This window comes from Streptacidiphilus sp. EB129 (genome assembly GCF_041262645.1).
Lineage (GTDB): Bacteria > Actinomycetota > Actinomycetes > Streptomycetales > Streptomycetaceae > Streptacidiphilus.
This window is the reverse complement of the sequence record NZ_JBGCCS010000034.1, coordinates 30,121-49,911: the sequence shown is the minus strand read 5'-3', so window position 1 is coordinate 49,911 and position 19,791 is coordinate 30,121. Positions and strand designations below refer to the sequence as shown.

The 19,791-nt window shown below is 74.1% G+C and carries 17 protein-coding genes; 8 read left to right on the top strand and 9 right to left on the bottom strand.

All coding sequences use genetic code 11. From position 1 onward, the window contains the following. Positions 1–38: 38 nt before the first annotated feature. From ABH925_RS30445 to ABH925_RS30435, 3 genes are all read left to right on the top strand, one after another. Entirely contained in the window at positions 39–1,892 is a 1,854-nt protein-coding gene (locus tag ABH925_RS30445; protein WP_370153149.1) for an APC family permease, read from the top strand. A gap of 76 nt (positions 1,893–1,968) precedes the next feature. After that, positions 1,969–3,063 (top strand): permease, encoded by a 1,095-nt coding sequence (locus ABH925_RS30440; protein WP_370153147.1) that lies wholly within the window; start codon positions 1,969–1,971, stop codon positions 3,061–3,063. Then, entirely contained in the window at positions 3,051–3,794 is a 744-nt protein-coding gene (locus ABH925_RS30435) for a TIGR03943 family protein (RefSeq protein WP_370153145.1), read from the top strand. Before ABH925_RS30440 ends, ABH925_RS30435 begins: the two co-directional genes overlap by 13 nt. Before the next feature lie 57 nt (positions 3,795–3,851). Here ABH925_RS30435 and ABH925_RS30430 read toward each other — a convergent pair whose 3' ends face one another. Continuing rightward, a complete protein-coding gene (locus ABH925_RS30430; protein ID WP_370153143.1) occupies positions 3,852–4,103 on the bottom strand; it encodes a hypothetical protein in 252 nt (83 codons plus the stop codon). Positions 4,104–4,255: 152 nt separating this feature from the next. Between ABH925_RS30430 and ABH925_RS30425 the strand changes: the two genes are divergently transcribed. Next, on the top strand, positions 4,256–5,368 hold the full coding sequence (locus ABH925_RS30425; protein ID WP_370153141.1) for a PP2C family protein-serine/threonine phosphatase: 1,113 nt from the start codon (positions 4,256–4,258) through the stop codon (positions 5,366–5,368). Between the two features lie 131 nt (positions 5,369–5,499). Here ABH925_RS30425 and ABH925_RS30420 read toward each other — a convergent pair whose 3' ends face one another. From ABH925_RS30420 to ABH925_RS30410, 3 genes are all read right to left on the bottom strand, one after another. Next, on the bottom strand, positions 5,500–5,787 hold the full coding sequence (locus ABH925_RS30420; RefSeq protein WP_370153139.1) for a hypothetical protein: 288 nt from the start codon (positions 5,785–5,787) through the stop codon (positions 5,500–5,502). 138 nt (positions 5,788–5,925) lie between these two features. Continuing rightward, the gene (locus ABH925_RS30415; RefSeq protein WP_370153137.1) at positions 5,926–8,283 is read right to left on the bottom strand and encodes an FtsX-like permease family protein; all 2,358 of its coding nucleotides are present in this window, start codon (positions 8,281–8,283) and stop codon (positions 5,926–5,928) included. Beyond that, positions 8,280–9,029: an ABC transporter ATP-binding protein gene (locus ABH925_RS30410; RefSeq protein ID WP_370153135.1), complete on the bottom strand. Its 750-nt coding sequence runs from the start codon at positions 9,027–9,029 to the stop codon at positions 8,280–8,282. Before ABH925_RS30410 ends, ABH925_RS30415 begins: the two co-directional genes overlap by 4 nt. 236 nt (positions 9,030–9,265) lie before the next feature. Here ABH925_RS30410 and ABH925_RS30405 point away from each other — a divergent pair, with 236 nt between their 5' ends. The 4 genes from ABH925_RS30405 (at position 9,266) to ABH925_RS30390 (ending at position 13,829) form a co-directional block, all read left to right on the top strand. Beyond that, positions 9,266–10,705, top strand: a complete 1,440-nt coding sequence (locus ABH925_RS30405) for a histidine kinase (RefSeq protein ID WP_370153134.1) — start codon at positions 9,266–9,268, stop codon at positions 10,703–10,705. Then, complete coding sequence (locus tag ABH925_RS30400; RefSeq protein ID WP_370153133.1) at positions 10,669–11,313, top strand: response regulator; 645 nt, start codon at positions 10,669–10,671, stop codon at positions 11,311–11,313. Before ABH925_RS30405 ends, ABH925_RS30400 begins: the two co-directional genes overlap by 37 nt. 153 nt (positions 11,314–11,466) lie before the next feature. Beyond that, positions 11,467–13,254, top strand: a complete 1,788-nt coding sequence (locus ABH925_RS30395) for a SpoIIE family protein phosphatase (RefSeq protein ID WP_370153131.1) — start codon at positions 11,467–11,469, stop codon at positions 13,252–13,254. Between the two features lie 71 nt (positions 13,255–13,325). Continuing rightward, positions 13,326–13,829, top strand: coding sequence for a DinB family protein (locus ABH925_RS30390; RefSeq protein WP_370153129.1), 504 nt, complete (start codon positions 13,326–13,328; stop codon positions 13,827–13,829). A 13-nt stretch (positions 13,830–13,842) separates the two neighbouring features. Here ABH925_RS30390 and ABH925_RS30385 read toward each other — a convergent pair whose 3' ends face one another. The 5 genes from ABH925_RS30385 to ABH925_RS30365 form a co-directional block, all read right to left on the bottom strand. After that, complete coding sequence (locus tag ABH925_RS30385) at positions 13,843–15,528, bottom strand: SulP family inorganic anion transporter (RefSeq protein WP_370153126.1); 1,686 nt, start codon at positions 15,526–15,528, stop codon at positions 13,843–13,845. A 270-nt stretch (positions 15,529–15,798) separates the two neighbouring features. Next, entirely contained in the window at positions 15,799–16,776 is a 978-nt protein-coding gene (locus ABH925_RS30380) for a metal ABC transporter solute-binding protein, Zn/Mn family (RefSeq protein ID WP_370153124.1), read from the bottom strand. Positions 16,777–16,943: 167 nt separating this feature from the next. After that, entirely contained in the window at positions 16,944–17,708 is a 765-nt protein-coding gene (locus tag ABH925_RS30375; RefSeq protein ID WP_370153122.1) for a hypothetical protein, read from the bottom strand. Then, entirely contained in the window at positions 17,705–18,313 is a 609-nt protein-coding gene (locus ABH925_RS30370; RefSeq protein ID WP_370153120.1) for a lysostaphin resistance A-like protein, read from the bottom strand. Before ABH925_RS30370 ends, ABH925_RS30375 begins: the two co-directional genes overlap by 4 nt. Next, positions 18,310–19,734: a hypothetical protein gene (locus ABH925_RS30365; RefSeq protein WP_370153118.1), complete on the bottom strand. Its 1,425-nt coding sequence runs from the start codon at positions 19,732–19,734 to the stop codon at positions 18,310–18,312. Before ABH925_RS30365 ends, ABH925_RS30370 begins: the two co-directional genes overlap by 4 nt. Positions 19,735–19,791: the final 57 nt, after the last annotated feature.

The window sequence follows — 19,791 nt, the reverse complement described above, 5'->3', positions numbered from 1 at the left end:
GGGCGCGGATTCAGCAGAGGCACGAGGGGCGGACGGACATGGTCACGGAGATCACCGACGAGGAACGCGACGATCCGGCGGTTCCCGAGCCGCCGGATCGGCACGAGGGGCGGGACAAGCTCTCCGCGCTCGGCGGCCTGGCCGCCCTCTCACTGGACGCCATGGCCTCCGTCGCCTACGGCCCGGAGGCCATCGTCCTGGTGCTCGCCACCGTCGGGGCGCGCGGGCTCGGCTTCACCCTCCCGGTCACCGTCGCCATCGCGGTCCTGCTGGGCGTGCTGACCTTCTCGTACCGCCAGGTCATCGCGGCGTTCCCGGACGGCGGCGGCTCCTACGCCGTCGCGAAGACGCACCTCGGTCGGCGGACCGCGCTGGTCGCGGCCGCCTCGCTGGTCATCGACTACGTGCTCAACGTGGCCGTCTCGGTCACCGCCGGGGTGGCGGCACTGACCTCCGCCTTCCCCTCGCTCTACCCGGACCGGCTGCTGCTGTGCCTGCTGGTGCTGGCCCTGGTGACCGCGATCAACCTGCGCGGGATCGCCGAGTCGGCCCGGGTCTTCATGATCCCCACCGCCGTGTTCGTGCTGTCGATCCTGGCCGTAATCGTGGTCGGCCTGCTCCGCAGCACCCCGGCCGGGGTGCTCGCCACCGGGCACGCCCAGCTCGCCGGTGACGCCGGCTCGGTGGGCGTCCTGCTGCTGCTCAGGGCGTTCGCCTCCGGCTGCTCGGCGCTGACCGGCGTGGAGGCCATCGCCAACGCCGTCCCCTCCTTCCGCACGCCCCGGGTCAAGCGGGCCCAGCACACCGAGGTGGCCCTCGGCGCGCTGCTCGGCGTCATGCTGATCGGCCTCGCCGTCCTCATCGGCCGGTTCCACCTGCAGCCGGTCGACGGGGTCACCGTGCTGGCGCAGCTCACCGACGCCTCGCTGGGCCACGGCTTCGGGTTCTACCTGGTGCAGTTCGTGACCATGCTGCTGCTCGCGCTGGCCGCCAACACCTCCTTCGGCGGGCTGCCGGTGCTGCTGCGGCTGCTGGCCCGGGACAACCACCTGCCGCATGTGTTCGCGCTGCGCTCGGACCACCAGGTCTACCGGCACGGCGTGGTCGCGCTCGCACTGGCCTCCACCGTGCTGCTGGTGGCCTCCGGCGGCGATGTGAACATGCTGGTCCCGCTGTTCGCCATCGGGGTGTTCGTCGGCTTCACCATCTGCCAGGTCGGCATGGTCCGGCACTGGTACGGCTGCAGGGTCCCCGGCTGGAAGGGGAAGGCCGCGCTGAACGGGTTCGGCGCGCTGCTCACCGCCGCCGCGACGGTGGTGGAGACCGTCACCAAGTTCACCGAGGGCGCGTGGATCATCTGCCTCACCCTGCCCGCGCTGGTCTGGCTGTTCGCCGGGATCCGCCGCTCGTACGAGCGCATCGGCAGGCAGCTCGGCCTCGGCGCCGTCCCGCGGACGCCGCGTCGGCAGCACTCGCTGGTGGTGGTCCCGGTCGGCACGCTGTCCCGGCTGACCTCGGAGGCCCTGTCCGCCGCCGTGTCGCTGGGCGACGAGGTGATCGCGGTCACCGTGGTCCCCGAGGACACCGACGCCGAGGACCGCGCGGCGGCGGAGTCGCTGCGCCGGGACTGGGAGCTGTGGGCGCCGAGCGTCCCGCTGGTCGACATCCCGTCCCCGCGCCGGGAGCTGGCCCGCCCGCTGGTCGGCTACCTGCGCGAGCTGGCGACCGAGCACGCCTACGACCGGATCACCGTGCTGATACCCGAGGTCGAGCCGGCCCACTGGTGGCAGTGGCCGCTGCACAACCAGCGCGGCGCGCTGATCTCCCGCGCGGTGCGCCGCCGGACCCAGGCGTCGGTCTGCCGGCTGCGGCTGCGGCTGGACGCCGTCTGACCCACCCGCACCGGGCTTGCCGGGCGGCCGGTTACGCTTCCCGCGACCGACTGGCGGGCCGACGGATCGAGTGGGCGTGATCGAGGAGAGCAGCGGCGCGGCGCGGCTGGAGCAGCTGCCACCGCGCCCGGCCGCCGGCCTGCCGCTGCCCGGCGCAGAGGTTCGGGTCGGAGCCGGGGCCGGGCGGGTGCTGCGGCTGCTGATTCGGGTCTGCGGGCTGACCGTGCTGGGCGGGTTCGCGGCGCTGATCATCGGCGTCGGGACGCTGCTGCTCGGCCCGTTCCTGGTGGAGTGGCTGGACCAGCCCGGGTTCGAGGCCTGGCGCACCGTGCTGGTGGCGGTGGCGATCCAGGGCATGCCCTTCCTGCTGCTCGGCACGGTGGTGTCCGCCGCGATCAGCGCGTTCGTCCCGGCCCGGCTGCTGACCCGGGTGCTGCCGGCGAACCCGGTGCTGGCCGTGCCGGTGGCCGGGGCGGCCGGGGCGCTGCTGCCCGGCTGCGAGTGCGCGTCGGTGCCCGTCGCCGCCGGGCTGATGCGGCGCGGGGTGGCGCCGGCCGCCGCACTGGCCTTCCTGCTGTCGGCGCCCGCGATCAACCCGGTGGTGCTGGTGGCCACCTCGATCGCCTTCCCCGGCCGGCCGGAGATGGTGCTCGCCCGGCTGCTCGCCTCGCTGGGCGCGTCGCTGGCGATGGGCTGGCTGTGGCTCCGGCTCGGTCGCCCGGAGTGGCTGCGGCTGCCGCCGTCCCCGGCGGACGACGCGGAGCCCGGCCACCGCTGGGACACCTTCCTGAGCACCCTGCGGCACGACTTCCTGCACGCCGGCGGGTTCATGGTGGCCGGGGCGGCGGCGGCCGCCACCTTCAACATCGCGGTACCGCCGAGCCTGCTGCAGCTCTTCTCCGCGCATCCGTGGCTCTCGGTGCCGCTGCTGGGAGCGCTGGCCGTGGTGCTGTCGATCTGCTCCGAGGCGGACGCCTTCGTGGCCGCCTCGCTCAGCGGGTTCTCGATGACCGCGCGGCTGGCCTTCGTCGTGGTGGGGCCGACGGTGGACCTCAAGCTGATCGCCCTCCAGGCCGGGACCTTCGGCTGGGCCTTCGCCGCCCGCTTCTCGGCCGCGACCTTCGTCATCGGCGTGCTGTGCAGCGCGGTGGTCGGCGGGTGGCTGCTGTGAGGGGCCTGCTCCGACGGCACGGGTCCGCGCTGCTGCTGACCGCGGTGGGCGCCGCGCTGCTGCGGATCAGCCTGTTCAGCGAGCTGTACCTGCGCTACGTCAAGGAGGGGCTGCGGCCGCTGCTGGTGATCGCCGGAGTGGTGCTGGTCCTGCTCGGTCTCTCCGCCCTGCTCCCCCACCGCCGCCCCCGCCGGGAGCACCGGCCCGACCCCGGCCACACCCACACCCACGGCGGAGCCCGCCCGCACCGGGGGCCGCGGAGCGCCTGGCTGCTGGCCGTGCCCGCGCTGTTGCTGCTGCTCGCCGCGCCGCCCGCGCTCGGGTCGTTCATCGTCGCCCGCGACGGCTCGGGGACCATCGCCCGACAGGTCGACTTCCCCCGGCTGCCGCCGCACGGCACCCTCTCACTGAGCCTCAGCGAGTTCGCCGCGCGCGCCGTCTGGGACCCGGCCGAGTCGCTCCGGAGCAGGACCGTCCGGCTCACCGGCTTCGTCACCCCGGGCGGGGCCGGCTCCTGGCGGCTCAGCCGCATCATCGTCAGCTGCTGCGCCGCCGACGCCCGCGCGGTCGCGGTCACCGTCCACGGCCCGGCCGCACCCCCGGACAACACCTGGGTCGTGGTGACCGGCAGCTGGGATCCCGGATCGACGGCCCCCACCCTCGACGTGACCGCGCTCCGCGTCGTCCCGGCCCCGAAGAATCCCTATCGGGACCTCCCGCCGGCCGGTTGAACCGGCACAGGCCGCCGACACTCCTTCAACTGGCGTGAGGGCCGGACCCCATGGCGGTCACCCCCAGTGGTCGGGGCCGCCGCCGTCCCACCAGACCGTCTTCGGGTCGGTGAGGTCGGCGGCCTCGATCCCCGCGCGGCCGACGAACTCCGCGACGTCCTCCAGCGCGTAGGCCTTCCCCACGGATATCCCGCCGATCTCCACCCGCCGGTACGGCGGATCCTCCTCGATGCCGAGCCCGTGGACGACGATGTGCGCCCGACGGACCTGGTCCTGCGTCCCCGAAGCCGCCATGGAGGTCTCGTTCATACCCCCCAGACTTCGGCCCGGCCGCCGCCACCGCTCGCGGAACTGGCCCAGACGCGCGCGAACAGCCCGCGAATTCCCCCCTGCTACGGCGTGTCCCGGCGACGCGGGCGGCACCGCATGCGGCCCGCTCGCAGCGGGTGTAAGCAGGGGAGATGGACACGCGGGAGCGGATGGTCGGGGAACGGGCCCCCTGGCGGCCGGGCAACGGCCTGGTCGCCATTCCGCTGGCCGCGATCGCGCTGATCGCGGTGGTCGACATCCTCTCGCCGCCGGACGTCCATCTGGGGCCGCTGCTCGTGGTCGCCCCGGCCTTCACCGCCGCGTTCGCCGGTCCCCGGCTGACCGGGCTGCTGGGATTGCTGTCGGTGCTCACCCTGGTGAGCATCGGCCTGGCCCGGGGGGTGATCGGCACCGAGAACCTGATCGTGCAGATCAGCTCGCTGGTCGCGCTCTCGCTGCTGCTGGTGGTCTTCTGCCAGGTACGGGAACGCCACGAGGGCGAGATGACCCGGGTCAGGTTCGTGTCCGAGGCCACCCAGCGGGTGCTGCTGCCGCCGCTGCCCGAGGAGGCGGGGCCGTTGCGGCTGGCCTCCGTCTACCGCTCGGCCGAGGCGGGCACCACCGTCGGCGGCGACCTCTACGCCCTGGCCCGCACCTCCAGCAGCACCCGCCTGATCATCGGCGACGTCCGCGGCAAGGGCCTGGTGACGCTGGGCGCCACCGCGATGCTCACCGGTGCCTTCCGTGCCGCCGCGCACCGGCAGTCGGCGCTGCCGGAGCTGGTCGCCTACCTGGAGGGCAGCGTCTGCTGGGGCCTCAGCGAGTTCACCGAGGGCGAGGGCGACATCGGCGAACGCTTCGTCACCGCGCTGATCCTGGACATCCCCGACGACGAGCCGGTGCTGCACCTGATCACCTGCGGACACCCGCCGCCGCTGCTGCTGAACCCGCGCCGCGGCGCCGTCCCCCTGCAGGTCGACCGGCCCGCCCCGCCGCTCGGCCTGGGCTCGCTGTCGGACACCCGGTACGACGCCGTCACCTTCCCGTTCCAGGCCGGCGACCTGCTGCTGCTCTACACCGACGGACTGATCGAGGCCCGCGACCACCACGGCGCGTTCTACCCGCTCCCCGAGCGCGCCGCCCGCTGGAGCGGCCAGGCCCCCGCCCGCTTCCTCGAACGCCTCTGGGCCGACCTGGTGGACCACATCGGCAGCACCCCGGACGACGACATCGCCCTCATCGCCGTCCAGCGCGACGCCGCCTGATCCCCCGCCACCGGCGACCACCCCCCGAACGCCGACAGCGGCGCCGTGCCGCCGGCCACGTACCGGTACGGCGTACCCGGTACGGCGTGGTCGGCGGCACGGCGCCGCTGCGGGGCCTGCGGTCAGCCGCGCTACAGCTTGGCCAGGCCGGCCATCAGGTCGTCCTGGTTCATCACCGGCGCGAAGCTCACCTTGGCGTCGAGTTCCTGGAACGCCGGCTCGGCCAGGCGCGGGATGTCGGAGGTGTCCTTCATGTCGAACACGAAGAACGCGGTGCGGTCGCCGTCGACCGACGTGAAGAACGCCGTCTCGGGCTTGATCTGCTCCGCCAGGTTCTGCAGGACCACCTGCAGCCGACCGGCCTTCAGGGCACGGCTTCCCGCCGCGGCGTCGATGCGGACGGTCATGAGAGTGCGCACGTGATGCTCCTCGCTGTGCTGACTGTGTGTTCTGGCTCTGCGTGCTGACTGCCCCCCGGTAACACCCCCATGCTGGGCGGCGCGGCGCCCGACCGCCCGCCCGGACGGCTGAACGTGTGACGGCCGGCCCGGTCCGCGCTACTCGGTGCGCAGCGCCGTCGCCGTCCGGGCCCGCGCGGCCCAGCCGGCCGGGAGCAGCGCGCCGGCGGTGGCGATGACCAGCCCGCCCAGCAACAGCGGTACCAGCAGCGGCAGCCGGTAGACCGAGAGGTCCACCGCCGGGATCCCGGTGCCCGCCGCGCGGCCCATCACCGGCAGCACGGAGTGGTGCACCGCGATGCCGATCGGGACCCCGACCGCACCGGCCAGCAGGCCGATGCCGGAGACCGAGGTGACCACCATGGCGACGGTCTGCCGCGGGGCCATCCCGAGCGCCTTGAGCACCCCGAAGTCGTGGACCCGTTCGCGGGTGTCCAGCAGCACCGTGTTGAGCACGCCGAGTCCGGCCACCGCGACCAGCATCGCGGTGAGCATCGCGGCCAGCCCGTCCATGGCGATGATCGTCGGGCTGATCCGCTGCTGGGTGGGCAGCGCGGTGATGCCGAGCGGGCTCAGCGCCCGGTTGAGCGAGGCCAGGTAGGCGACGCCGTCGGTACCCGGGGTGAGGTCGACACTGTACTGCGTCGAGCCCGGCAGGACGAAGGCGTCGAGCCCGGCCAGCGTGGCCTGCTCGGTGTAGAGGGACTGGTGCAGCGACAGCACCTCGCCGACGATCCGCACCGGGACGCGGTGCCGGTTGTCGGTGAGGGTGACGGTGTCGCCGACCCGGGTGCCGGTGGCGGACAGCAGGCCGGCCGGGGCGACCACCTGGCCCGGTCCGTCGATCCAGTGCCCGGAGACCATCTGGTACCCGGCCCAGGACGAGTCGCCCTGGAACGAGAACACCTGGGTCGCGCCGGCCAGACCGGCCACCCCGACCTGGGTCATGGTGGTGCCGAACCAGCTCCGGGTGCCGTGCTGCGCGCCGATCACGGCGGCGACGGCGTTGGGGTCGGCCGTCCTCATCACCGCGCCCGGGTTGTCGGAGAAGCTGAAGTCCGGCACCGTCACCGCGCCCGCGTTGTCCCGGCCGATGCCGTTCTCCACGTCGCCCAGCGACAGCGCCAGGCCGACCCCGAAGGTGGCGCCGACGGTGCCGAGGAGCACCGCGGCGACCATGGTCGCCGACCGTCCGGGCCGGGCGAACGGGTGGGCCAGGCCCAGGCTCAGCGGACGCGGCAGCGGAGCCCGTCCCAGCAGCCGCCGGACCGCGCGGCCGCGGCCGGCCCGTGGGGTGCGGCCGACCGCGAGCGCCTCGGTGGTCGACAGCCGGCCGGCCCGCAGGGCGGGAACCAGCGCGGTGGCGGCGGCGGTGGCGAGCACGGCGGCCGGGACGGCCAGGTCGACCCAGAGCGGGATGCCCGGCGCCCCGATGCCCAGGGCGCCGCCCTCCTGGTGCAGCACCGGGATCGCCAGCAGGTTGCCGAACGCGACGCCCAGCACGCTGCCGGCCGTCGCCGGGATCAGCGCCTGCCCGACGTAGCCGCGGACGATCTGCGCCGGGGCGAAGCCCAGCGACTTCAGGATCCCGATCCGCCGGGTCGCGGCCCCCACGGCGCCGCTGACCACGATGCCGATGATCAGCACCGACATCACCAGCCCGAGCACCCCGAAGGCCACCACGAACGGCACATAGGTCGCCGAGTTCCTCGCCGCGGCCTGCCTGACCGGCAGGTACGAGGCCGCCTCGCCGATCGCTCCGGCGGGGACCGCGGCGGCGATCGCGTCGCGGTCCGCGGCGACCTGGGCGTCGGTGCCGGCGCTGCTGAAGCGGTAGAGCATCTGGTAGCCGGCGGTGCTGCCGGGCGCCGTCAGCGCCGCCGCCTCGGCCGGCGACACCCAGGCGTCGGCGCTCCGGCCCACCGACGCGGCCAGACCGACCACGGTCAGCGTCGGCCTGCCGGGCAGGTCGGGAAGGGTGATCCGGTCGCCCACCCCGACCGGGTCGTTGTCGCCGAGGCCCAGCACGATCTCGCCGCTGCCGGTGGCCCAGCGGCCCTGGGTGAGCCGCAGGTCGTCCACCGGACCGCCGGTGCCGGACCGTCCGACCACCGTCAGCGGCGGCACCGGGGCGCCCACCGGCATCCCGGTGCGGTTCGCGCCGATCCGAGGGGCCAGCGAGAGCACCGGGTACGGCCCGGCCGCCGAGGTCACTCCCGGCACCCGGGCGGTGGCCGCGACCTGCGCGGCACCGACCCTGCCCGGGTCGAAACGGACGGTCAGCTGGGCGCCGCGCTGCGCCGCGAAGGCATGGTCGAACGGCCCCTGTGACACCACCAGCAGACCGGCGGCCAGCACCGACGCGGTCACCGCCATCATCGTGGTCAGCGTCATCACCAGGGTCTGCACCCGGCGCCGGCTCACCCCGGCCCTGACCACCGTGCCCAGCGCGCTCATCGGACCGCCGCCCGGGCCTCGCCGATACCGGTGACCGTGCCGGTCGCCCCGGCCGGTACCGCACCTGGGACCTCGCTGTCGCGCGCGATCACGCCGTCGACCAGCTCGATGGTCCTGGTGGCGCAGGACCGCGCCAGCGCGGTGTCATGGGTGACCAGCACGATGCTCTGGCCGTCCCGGCTCAGCCCCGCCAGCAGATCCCGTACGTCCGCGGCGGAGGCGCTGTCCAGCGCGCCGGTCGGCTCGTCGGCCAGCAGCAGCGGCGGACGGTTCATCAGCGCCCGTGCCACCGCGACGCGTTGACGCTCACCGCCGGACAGCCGCCCCGGATGGGCGCGGGCGTGCCGGTCGATACCGAGCCGCTCCAGCAACTCCCGCGCCCGCTCCCAGGCCTGGGTCCGCGGCAGACCGGCCAGCTGGGCGGGCAGCAGCACATTGTCCTCGACGGTCAGGTCGTCCAGCAGATTGAAGAACTGGAACACCATGCCGACCCGCTCCCGCCGGTACCGCGCCAGTCCGGCCTCGGTCATCCCGTCCAGGCGCACGCCGTCCACGGTGACACCGCCCTCGCTCGGCCGGTCCAGCCCGGCCACCAGGTTGAGCAGGGTCGACTTGCCACTGCCGGACGGCCCGAGCACGGCCAGCGCCTCCCCGGCGCGGACCTCCAGGCTCAGCCCGGCCAGGGCCGGCAGCCCCACGTCGTAGGTCTTGCTCACATCGCGGATCTGGATGATCGGCGCGGTCATCTGGTCCTCCACTGATCGGTGCCGGCTGCGGCACTGGGTACGGCCATGACGCTAGGAGCGGCCCGGCCTGGCCGGACATACGGCTGAGCGGCGTCCACGGGGTGTAGCTGGCTACACCCCGGTTTCGGGGCCCAGCGCACCTGCCGCCCAGGCCACCGCCCCCGCACACTGAGGGACGGCACCGACCGAACAGACCAACCCGACCGACCCATCCGACCCGACCGAGGAGATCACCCGTGAGCGGCAGCACCACCCCGGTCCCCGCAACGCTCGGGATCCCGTCCTGGACCGGCCGACGGATCGCCACCGCCGTCCGCGCGCCGGTGCTCGCCGCGGTGGCACTGACCGGCTCCGCGCTGCTGCTGGCCGCACCGGCGGTGGTGGCGGCGGTGCTGTTCCTGACGACGTCCACGACGCCGATCCCCGGCCGCTCCACCGTTTGGCTGCTCCTGCTGCTCCTGCTGGTTCCGGCCCTGCCGCTGGCGGTGCTGGGCACCCGGGCCAGCGCCTGGCTGACCAGGCTGCTGGCCGCGCGGTGGTGCGGGGTGACGATCGCCACCCCGTACCGGCCGGTGCCTCAGGGCGGACCGGTCGGCGGCCCGGCATTCCGGCTCCGGCGCTGGACCCGGTGGCTGCTCACCGATCCGGCCACCTGGCGGGACCTGCTCTGGAGCGGGCTCAACGGCCTGGTCATCGCCATGGCGGCGGCGCTTCCGGCCGCGTTGGGGCTGGCCGTCCTGGGCATCGCGGAGAAGCACCGTGCCGCGCAGCCGGGGCTGATCCCGCCGACCGCGCCCCCGCTGCCGCCCGGGGGGATCGGGTCCGGGAACAAGTACGCCTTCAGCCACGACATCACCCACTGGCTCGCCGTGCCCTCGCACCAGATCGGCGTCACCGCGACGCTCACCGCCGTTCTGGGCGCGGCGGCGCTCGGCCTGCTGGTCGGTCCGCGGCTGCTGACCGGCTACGGCACCGCCGCCCGGGCCCTGCTGGGGCCGACCCGGCAGGCCGAACTGGCGCTTCGGGTACGGCATCTGGCCGCGACCCGGACCGACACCATCGACAGCGGCGCGGCCGAGCTGCGCCGGATCGAGCGGGATCTGCACGACGGGGCACAGGCCCGGCTGGTGGCGATGGGCATGACCATCAGCGCCGCCGACCAGCTGGTGGAGAGCAACCCGCAGGCGGCGCGGGCCCTGCTGGCCGAGGCCATGGCCGCATCGGTCAAGGCGCTGGCCGAACTGCGCGACCTGGTCCGCGGCATCCATCCGCCGGTGCTGGCCGACCGCGGCCTGGCCGACGCGGTGCACGCGCTGACGCTGGACCTGCCGCTGCCGACACGGTTCAGCGGCGAACTGCCCGGCCGCGCACCGGCGGCGGTCGAGTCGGCGGCCTACTTCGCCGTCAGCGAGCTGCTGGCCAACGCGGTCAAGCATGCCGGGGCGGACCGGATCTGGATCGAGATCGGCCATACTGACGGCACGCTGCGGGTCACCGTCACCGATGACGGACGCGGCGGCGCCGACCCCGCCGACGGGAGCGGACTGCGGGGTCTGGAACGGCGGCTCGCCGCCTTCGACGGGGTCCTCGCCGTCAGCAGCCCGCCGGGCGGACCCACCCTGGTGAACCTGGAGATCCCGTGCGTGTTGTCATCGCCGAAGACCTCTTCCTGCTGAGGGACGGCCTGACCCGGATGCTCCAGGCGCACGGCCTGGAGGTCGTCGCGGGCGTCGACACCGGTCCGGATCTGCTCGCCGCCGTCGCCGAACACCGGCCGGACATCGCCATCGTGGACATCCGGCTGCCACCCGGCTTCACCGACGAGGGACTGCGGGCCGCGCTGGCGGCCCGTCAGCAGCTGCCCGGGCTACCGGTGCTGGTGCTGTCGCAGTACGTCGAGCAGCTCTACGCACGGGAGTTGCTGGCCGGTGGCACCGGAGGCATCGGCTACCTGCTCAAGGACCGGGTGCTGGACAGCGCCCGGTTCGTCGAGGCGGTACGGCAGGTCGCCGTCGGCGGCACCGCGATGGACCCGGAGGTGATCGCGCGGCTGCTCACCCACAACTCCGGCAACAGCGCCGTCGCCGGGCTCAGCCCGCGCGAGCACGAGGTGCTCACGCTGATGGCCGAGGGCCGCTCGAACGCGGCCATCGCCCAGCGGATGGTGATCACGGAGCGGGCCGTCTCCAAGCACACGGCGTCCATCTTCCTCAAGCTCGGCCTGCAGCCCTCCGACGACGACAACCGCCGCGTCCGCGCCGTCCTGGCCTACCTCAACGGCTGACCGGCCGGCCGTGCCCCGGAAATGCCGCCCTCCCGGCCCGCAACCCGCCCCGGGGCAGACGCGAGCGGTGAGGCCCATCGGCCTTATGCTTCGGCCCAGTAGCCGATACCGCGACGCGGTGCCGGGGTGCGCGTGAGACTGAAGGGTCAGAAGATGGCTCTGCGGCATGGCGGGGGTCAGGCGCGGGAGGCGATCGCGGTGTCCGAGGACCCCGGCAGCGACCCGAGCGGCAGCCTGAGCGGCGGCCTCGGTGGCGGCGACCTCGGGGATGGCGGCCTCGGTGGTGCCGGCATGGTCGACCTGGTCGCGGCGCTGGCCCCGGGCAGCGAGGACGTCCTGCGCGAGGTCGTGGCCGACGCCCGGAGCGGGATCGCGGTCTTCGACGGCGACCTCCGCTGCCGCTACGCCAACGCCGCCTTCGCCCGGGCGACGGGGGCCGACGGGCAGCGGGAACGGAGCCTGGCCGAGGTCCTGGCCGCGCTCCCCGGGGCAGTGGCCACGGCGCGGCAGGTGCTCGCCGACGGCATCCCCCGGGAGTGCGACGGCGGCCCGCCCGCAGCCCCGCCGCCGGGCATGCCGGCCGCCTGGCTCTGCCGCTTCCGCCGGCTGGAGCTGGCGGACCGGGCGGCGGCCGTGGTCGTGGAGCTGACCGACCTCGGCGCCGAGGGCCCGCTCCGCGAGCTGGCCACCGACCGGGCCCGGCTGGCCCTGCTCAACGAGGCCTCCGAACGGATCGGCAGCAAGCTCGACGTCGAGGCCACCTCCGCGGAACTGGCCCGCTTCGTCGTCCCCCGGTTCGCCCAGCTGGCGGGCGTGGAGATCCTTCCGCCCGAGGCGGTCCAGCCGGGCGAGACCGTGCGCGGTGGGCCGATCCGGGCACTGCGGACCGCGCTGGAGGCGGTCCCGGCGCTCCGGGGCCGCCGGGGCGGCCCGCTGCCCCCCGGCCAGTGGGTGCGGCACGAGGACGAGTGCGCGACCAGCCACTGCCTGGGCACCGGCCGCGCGGTGGCCGACGACGGGCGGCCCGGCCACCGGGTGTACGGCCTGAGCTGCGAACCGACCGGCTTCGGCCCGGTCCTGGTCGTCCCGCTGCGGGCCCGGGGTCACCTCATCGGCGCGCTGACGCTGGTCAGGACCGCGGCGTCGGCACCCTTCGGCCGTGACGAGACGGCGCTGATCCAGGAACTCGCCGACCGGGCCGCGGTCAGCATCGACAACGCCCGGCACTTCTCGCTCTCCCAGGACCTCACCCTGGAACTGCAGCGCGCGCTGCTGGCCGAACCGGGCAACCCGCACGCCAACCTGGAGCTCGCCTCCCGCTACCTGCCCTGCGGGACGTCCGCGATGGTCGGCGGCGACTGGTTCGAGACCATCCGGCTCTCCTTCGGCCGCACCCTGCTGGTCATCGGCGACGTGATGGGCCACGGCGTGGAGGCCGCGGTCGACATGAGCTCCTACCGCTCGCTGCTCCGGTACGTGGCCGCGACCGACCTGCCGCCGCACCGGATCCTGCGCCAGCTGGACCGGCTCACCTCGCAGAACGACGCCACCCGCCCGGCCACCTGCCTGCTCGCGCTGGTGGAACCGGCCCGGCACCGCTGCACCTACGCCAGCGCCGGCCACCTGCCCCCGGCGCTGATCTCGGCCGACCGGCCGACCCGGCTGGTCTCCGTGCCCACCGGCCCGCCGCTGGGCACCGGGCTCGGCGACTACCACGCCGCCGTCCACCCGCTCCTTCCGGACCAGGCGCTGCTGCTCTACACCGACGGCCTGGTCGAACGCCGTACCGAGGACATCGACACCTCGCTCGCCCGGCTCACCCGCCTCGGCTTCCCGCACCCGTCGGCGAGCCTGGACGACCTCCTCGACCACGTGCTGGCCACCGTCAAGCCCGCCGTCCCGGACGACGACATCGCCGTCCTCGCCGCCCGCACCCTGTAGCGGGGCCCGGCGTGCAGCGGGCCCGGCCGGGTGGTTCGCCGCGGTCCGGGCGTCGCTGCTACCGTCCGGGCATGACGAAGCGGGTGCCATTCACCGGTGGCGAGAAGGAGAGTCTGCACGTTGCCCTCGACCGGCATCGTGACGCGGTGCTGTGGAAGCTGGAGGGCCTGGACGACGAGCGGTTGCGGCGCCCGATGACTCCCTCGGGCACCAATCTGCTGGGTCTGGTCAAGCACCTGGCCGGCGCGGAACTCGGCTGGTTCTGCGAGACCTTCGGCCGCGACACCGGGCCGCTGCCGTTCGACCTCGACCTCGACGAGAGCTCCGACATGCGGGTTGAGCCGCACGAGTCCACCGAGGACGTCCTGGCCTTCTACGCCCGCGCCAGGGCCGCCGCCGACGCGGCGATCGGCGAGCTCGGCCTCGACGACCTCGGCACGTCCTGGTCCGGCAACACCGTGTCGCTGCGCTGGGTGCTCATTCACATGACCACCGAGACCGCGCGGCACGCGGGCCATGTCGACATCCTCCGCGAACTCCTCGACGGCTCGACCGGCGACCACAACCGGAGCTGACCCGAACGCCCGGTCACCGTCCGTCAGCCGCCCCGCCCAGAGCGGCGACGGCGGCTTCGACGGTGGGATGGATCGCCGAGGGGCCCAGACGGGCGGCCAGCGGGTGCCGGTCGAGCTCCTGCCGGGCCCGGGCGCGCAGCCGGGCGAGGTGGAGCGGGGCGCCGCGCCGGCCGAGTTCGTCGCACAGCTCGTCGAGGGCGTCCAGGACGGGCAGGCCGAGGTGGTGGCTGGCGGTGAGGTCCAGCACGACGGCACGTGGCGTGGACTCGCCCGACCTGATCAGCTCCAGCAGGGCGAGCCGGGTGCGGGTGATGTTGCCGAAGAACAGGCCGCCGTCGGGGCGCACCACCAGCACGCCGGAAGGGGGCACCGCGTCGGGGTGCTGCTCGGTGTCCCCGTACCGGGAGCTGCCGGGCAGTCGGCCGAGCACCGCCAGTCGCGGCCTACTGGCGGCGGCGATGAACAGCACCAGGGACAGTGCGACGGCCAGCAGCAGGCCCGGCAGCAGGTCGAAGAGCAGCACCCCGAACAGCGCCGTCAGCGCCACCCACAGGCCGGGCCGGTCCAGGCGTGCGTAGCGGCGCAGCTCGCCGACCTTGAGGAAGCCGCGCACCGCCATGATCACAATGGCGCCGAGCACCGGCTCGGGCAGGTCGGTGAGGAGCGGCGTCAGGAAGGCCGCGGTCACCAGCACCAGCGCTGCGGCGATCAGCGAGGTCATCGGTGACCGGCTGCCGGCACCCGCCGCCGCCGCGCTGCGGGAGGCGCTGCCGGAGACGGCGAAACCCCGGACGAAGCCCACGACGAGGTTGCTCGCCCCGACCGAGATCATCTCGCGGTCGGCGTCGGCCTCGTCGCCGTGCTCGCGGGCGAATCGGTCGGCGACGCCGAACGTCTCGGCGAAGACCACCAGGGCCACGCCGAGGGCGCCGCCTGCGAGCTTCAGCCAGTCCCCGGCCGGAATGCCCGGCAGCCGCGGCACCGGGACCGCGGACGGGATGGTCCCGACGATCGCGACACCGTGGTCCTTGAGCCCGAACGCGGCCGAGAGCAGCAGTCCCAGCGCGAGCACGACCAGCGAGGCGGGCAGTCGGGGCATCAGGCTTTCCAGCACGAACAGCAGCAGCAGCGCGATGACCCCGACCGCGAGAGCGGTCCAGGACCAGTCGGACACCTGGCGCAACAGATGCCAGGCCCGTTCGAAGAAGCTCCCGTCCCCGCTGGAGACCCCGACGAGTTCGGCCAGCTGGCGCACGACGATCGTCAGTGCCATCCCGAACAGGAAGCCCGTCAGGGCGGGTTCGGCCAGGAAGCCGGTGACGAAGCCGAGCCGCGCGACACCCGCGGCCACCAGGATCGCGCCGACGATCACCGCGAGCGCGGCCGACAGCCCCACTGCGGCCTTCGGGTCGGCGCTGACACCCGCCACGGTGGCGGCGGACAGCACCGCTGCCGCGGAGGTCGCCCCCACGATCAGGAACCGGGACCGGCCCAGCAGCGCGTACGCCAGCAGCGCCACGGGAGCCGCGTAGAACGCGTTCTGCGGCGGCACCCCGGCGATCTGCGCGTACGCGACGGACTCCGGCACGATCAGCGCCCAGGCGGTCAGGGCACCCAGGGCGTCGCCGCGCAGCCAGTCCCGCCGGTAGCCCTTCGCCCAGCCGGCCACCACAGCCGTCGTCGAGCCGCCCCCGGTCACCGGCCCTCCGGAATTCGGCCAGGCGGGTGAGGCGTCCCGGCCCCACGGGCGCGGCCGCGCCCGGCCGGCGCACGTGACCTCACCCGCGCCGGTCGGCCCCGACCGGCGCGGCCGTGGCGGGAACGGCACAGCGGTCCGGGCGGGTCGGCGGACCGCGATGCCACGTCCTCGCTCACACACCCTCATCTCCGCGCGCACCACCGGCTGGTATGCCTCCAGCCTCACCCGCCCCCGTTGTCCCCGCATCCGCGCGCCGAGGGTTCGGCGGTGTTACTTCCCGGTGGCCTTGGCCAGGGCGGCTTCGATGCCCTGCAGTTCGGTGGTCTGCCACTGCTGGAAGGTGGCACTGGCCGGGGCGAGGGTCTCGGTGACGGTGGTGACCGGGATGCCCTCGGACTTGGCGAGGTTGACCTGGGCGACCACGTCGGGGGTGGAGTTCTGGCTGTTGTAGACGTAGACCTTGATCTGCTTGGTCCTGATCTGCTGGTCGATGGTGGCCTTGTCGGCGGCGGTGGGGTCGGTGCCCTCGCTCATCGCGTCCAGGAAGGTCTCCGGGGTCAGCATCTTCAGCCCCAGCCCCTCGGCCAGCGGGGTCACGATGGACTCGGAGGCGCCGATCGGGGTGCCCGCGTACTTCGCCCTGATGTCGCTGATCAGCTGGTTGTACGGGGCCAGCGTCTGGGTCTCGAAGGTGGTCTTCCGCTGGTCGAAGTAGGCGGCGTCGGCCGGGTCGATCTTCTTGTAGTCGGCGGTGATCCGCTCGATGACCTGGTGCACGTTGTCCGGGGAGTACCAGCGGTGCGGGTTGCCGCCGGGCTGGATCCCGACCAGGTCGCCGACCTTCAGTTCGGTGCGGCCGCTGCCGGGGTTGGTGGACAGCAGCTTGTCCGCCCAGCCGTCGTAGCCGATCCCGTTGACGATCACGTACTGCGCGGTGGTCACCGTGCGGGCGTCGCCGGCCGTGGGCTCGTAGGAGTGCGGGTCGGTGTCCGGGTTGGTGATGATGCTGGCCACGTGGGCGTGGCTGCCGCCGAGCTGGGTGGCGATACTGCCCCAGAAGTTCTCCGCCGCCACCACCTGGATCACCGTGCCACCACCGGCACTCGCACTGCCCGAGGCGTTCGCGGTGGACGCGCTCGGAGCGGTGGTGGAGCAGGCGCTGGTGGCCGCGAGCGCCACCACGCCCGCGGCACCGAGCGCGAACCGGAGGACTCTGTGCCCGGCGGTACGGGACGGTATGGCGTTCATGGCGCGAATCTCCTTGGGCAGGACAGTTCTGCGGGACGAGCACCAGAGTAGATGGAAACGGTTTTCACCACCACCTCGAATGACCCCAGTAATGAAAACCATGACCAAATCTTGATCCACCCGCAGCGCGCCACCCGCTACCCGCCGCGCGCCACCCGCCGCAGCCGCTACTCGCCGTCCTCCACCGGCTCGTCCTCGCGGCTGCGCCGCCTGCGTACCGCGAGGACGGCCGCCGCCAGCGCGACCACGGCGCCGCCGAGTACCCAGACCAGCGGGTTCGTCCCGCCGGAGCGGGGCGCCGCCTTGCCCGGCGCCGCGAGCCGCACCAGGGCGTAGTCGCCGAGACCGGGCAGCCCCGACTGGTAGATGTCGTTGCCGGCCCGGGTGGTGTGCAGTTGCTGCCACGCTCCGCCCGGCGGCCGGTACTCCATGGTCGGCCCGGGCTGGGCCGCGGTGGGCGCCCGCAGGATCACCTGGCTCAACGGGCTCTGGCCGTCGCGCAGGACGACCGGGCCCCGGTCGCTGGTGACGGTGAGCCGGTAGACGTTGCCCCAGACCGTGCCGTCGCCGGGTCCGGTACCGAGCGGAACCGGCGTCGCCTTCGCCACCACCTGGGTGGTGCCGGGCGGCATCGCCAGCCGGGCGGCGGGGATCTCCATCTGGGCCTGCGGGCCGGACTCCTGACTGATCGGCAGCAGGTCAGAGACGGTCCCGTGGTACACCGGCTCGTCGTCCTCGGCCACCGAGGGCGCACCCTTGGTGGCATAGCCGGGCGGCGGGACGAGGTAGAGGTACGGCTGGTCGGGGAAGCCGACCCCGTCGTAGAGGGGCGGGGTCGAGGACTGCGGGGTGACCAGCCAGGCCAGCGAGAGCAGGACCAGGCAGCCCACCAGCAGCGGAACTCGCCTCGGGCGGTCGGAGCGAAGGGTCATCGGAGCCACCATCCGGCGAGGTCGGCGAGGGTGTGGGCGGCGGCAGGGGCGGTGACCGAGCCGGTGACCAGGCGCAGCGCGCCGAGGCAGCAGCCGACCGCCAGGTCCAGCGGCAGCACCCGCCAGCCGTACACGGGGACATGGAGCAGCGCGAAGGCGATGCTGCTGACGGCGAGGGCGGCATACGGCCCGCGCCAGGCCCGGGCGGCCTCGAACAGCGCCCCGCGCAGCAGCAGTTCCTCGGCCACCGCGACGAAGCAGACCACCGCCGCCCACACCGGCAGCACCCCGGCGGGTTCGCCCACGCCCCCGTCCGCGAGGCGGTGGACGGCCGGTAGCGCGCACATCACCGCGGCAGCCCCGGCCCCCCAGGCCAGCTGCCGCACCGTCACCGTGGGACGGGAGAGACCGCAGGCCACGGCGACCAGTGTGAGCGCCGTACCGAAGGCCAACCCGGCCGGGATGGACGCGGCGCCGACCGGCCCGGCGAGCGTGACCCGCAGCGCCACCGCGAGTGCCAGGCCGCCCAGAGCGGCCGTCGTCGTCCAGGCCGGGTGTGCGGTGGCCCGGACGACCGCCGTCGCCCGCACCGCGCCGGTGCTCATCGCTGGGCCACCGGCGCGGGAGCGGGGGTGGCCGGCCCCTCCTTCACCAGCGGCTGCGCCAGCAGCACCAGGCTGACCATCGTGTAGGCGACCATGGCCACGATCCACGGCCACTCCGAGGCCCGCGCACGGGCCCGGTCCGGCAGTTCGGCACCACCCTCACGGGCGAGATGGCGGTGCGCTATCACGACCGCGGCGATGTGGACGGCGACGATCACCGCCACCGCCACGTACCAGTAGAAGGCGCTGGGCAGGAAGGCCGGATGCACCTCGTAGCTGTCGTCGAACGGCGCGGGCAGCCACTGACCGCCCGCCAGGCCGGTCGGATTGCCCGCGAGCGGGATCAGCAACTGGCCGTTGACCAGCAGGTACTGCAGGTTGTGGGCGAGCAGGTAGCCGAACGCGATGGGGAGCAGCGAGGGCAGCAGGCCGGTGAGCGCGCGCACGCCCGAACCCCGGCCTCCCGAACCGTGGCCGTGGCCGCCGACCATGGCCACCACCCGGGCGAACGCCCCGAAGACCAGCAAGGTGGCCAGGCCCAGCAGGACGAAGGCGGCGACCGTCTCCCACTCCACCGCCGGCTGGGGAGCGGTGGTCGCGTGCAGCAGCCGCAGCCGCACCGAGGACCAGAACGGGGTGGCCAGCAGGCCGTCGAAGGAGACCGACACCAGCAGCATCAGCACGAAGGCCAGCCTGCTCGGCACCGCCTCGAACGCCGTGCTCAGCCCGCCGCCGAAGCCGCGCCGCCCCGGGGCGCCGAAGCGGAACCAGCCCAGCCGCCCCCAGGTCGCGAACAGCACCGAGAACAGTTCACCCCGGCCGAGCCAGGCGTCCGCGCCGAAGAAGAAGCCCGCGACCAGCGACAGCGCCGCCTGCGCCAGCAGCCCGTAGGCGGTCACCGCGGGCAGTGTCGCCGTCTGGTTGAAGATCAGCTCGCCGCAGGCGACCGCGAAGAACGCCACCGTCGCGGGCCACCAGCCCAGCCAGGACGGCCAGCCGACCGGGCGGGCGCCGCCGAGCAGCATCCGCCGGGCCCGGTCGGAGTCGCCGATCCGGGCGAGCGCGGCGAAGGGGTTGAGCCGCGCGGTCCAGTCGCCGATCACGCCGCAGGACAGCGGCACCGCGATCCACACCACCAGCCAGAACACCGTGGGCACGATGTTCTCGGCGACCTCCTGCGAACCCACGATCCCGGCGAGGGCCAGCAGCGCCAGCCCCAGCACCCCGGCCGCCGGCAGCAGCAGCCCGCCTCGGGCGGGCGCGCTCCCGTCCTGGTCCTGACCACCCGCGTCGCCCTCGACCCGGCGCGGCAGCACCACCAGGAAGGAGAGGAACACCACCACCGCAGCGCCCAGCACGAAGAAGATCAGCGGCAGCGGCAGTTCATACCGCTTGCCGAAGGCGTGTGCCAGGAACAACATCCGGATCCCCTCCCCGCGCGCTCCCTGCGCACGACATGCGAGGGCACTATCGCAGAC

Bases quoted from the DNA above. Each gene is read 5' to 3' on its own strand.
- ABH925_RS30445 (WP_370153149.1), top strand. From the start codon at position 39: ATGGTCACGGAGATCACCGACGAGGAACGCGACGATCCGGCGGTTCCC.
- ABH925_RS30430 (WP_370153143.1), bottom strand. From the start codon at position 4,103: ATGAACGAGACCTCCATGGCGGCTTCGGGGACGCAGGACCAGGTCCGT.
- ABH925_RS30425 (WP_370153141.1), top strand. From the start codon at position 4,256: ATGGACACGCGGGAGCGGATGGTCGGGGAACGGGCCCCCTGGCGGCCG.
- ABH925_RS30415 (WP_370153137.1), bottom strand. From the start codon at position 8,283: ATGAGCGCGCTGGGCACGGTGGTCAGGGCCGGGGTGAGCCGGCGCCGG.
- ABH925_RS30410 (WP_370153135.1), bottom strand. From the start codon at position 9,029: ATGACCGCGCCGATCATCCAGATCCGCGATGTGAGCAAGACCTACGAC.
- ABH925_RS30395 (WP_370153131.1), top strand. From the start codon at position 11,467: ATGGCTCTGCGGCATGGCGGGGGTCAGGCGCGGGAGGCGATCGCGGTG.
- ABH925_RS30390 (WP_370153129.1), top strand. From the start codon at position 13,326: ATGACGAAGCGGGTGCCATTCACCGGTGGCGAGAAGGAGAGTCTGCAC.
- ABH925_RS30380 (WP_370153124.1), bottom strand. From the start codon at position 16,776: ATGAACGCCATACCGTCCCGTACCGCCGGGCACAGAGTCCTCCGGTTC.
- ABH925_RS30375 (WP_370153122.1), bottom strand. From the start codon at position 17,708: ATGACCCTTCGCTCCGACCGCCCGAGGCGAGTTCCGCTGCTGGTGGGC.
- ABH925_RS30370 (WP_370153120.1), bottom strand. From the start codon at position 18,313: ATGAGCACCGGCGCGGTGCGGGCGACGGCGGTCGTCCGGGCCACCGCA.
- ABH925_RS30365 (WP_370153118.1), bottom strand. From the start codon at position 19,734: ATGTTGTTCCTGGCACACGCCTTCGGCAAGCGGTATGAACTGCCGCTG.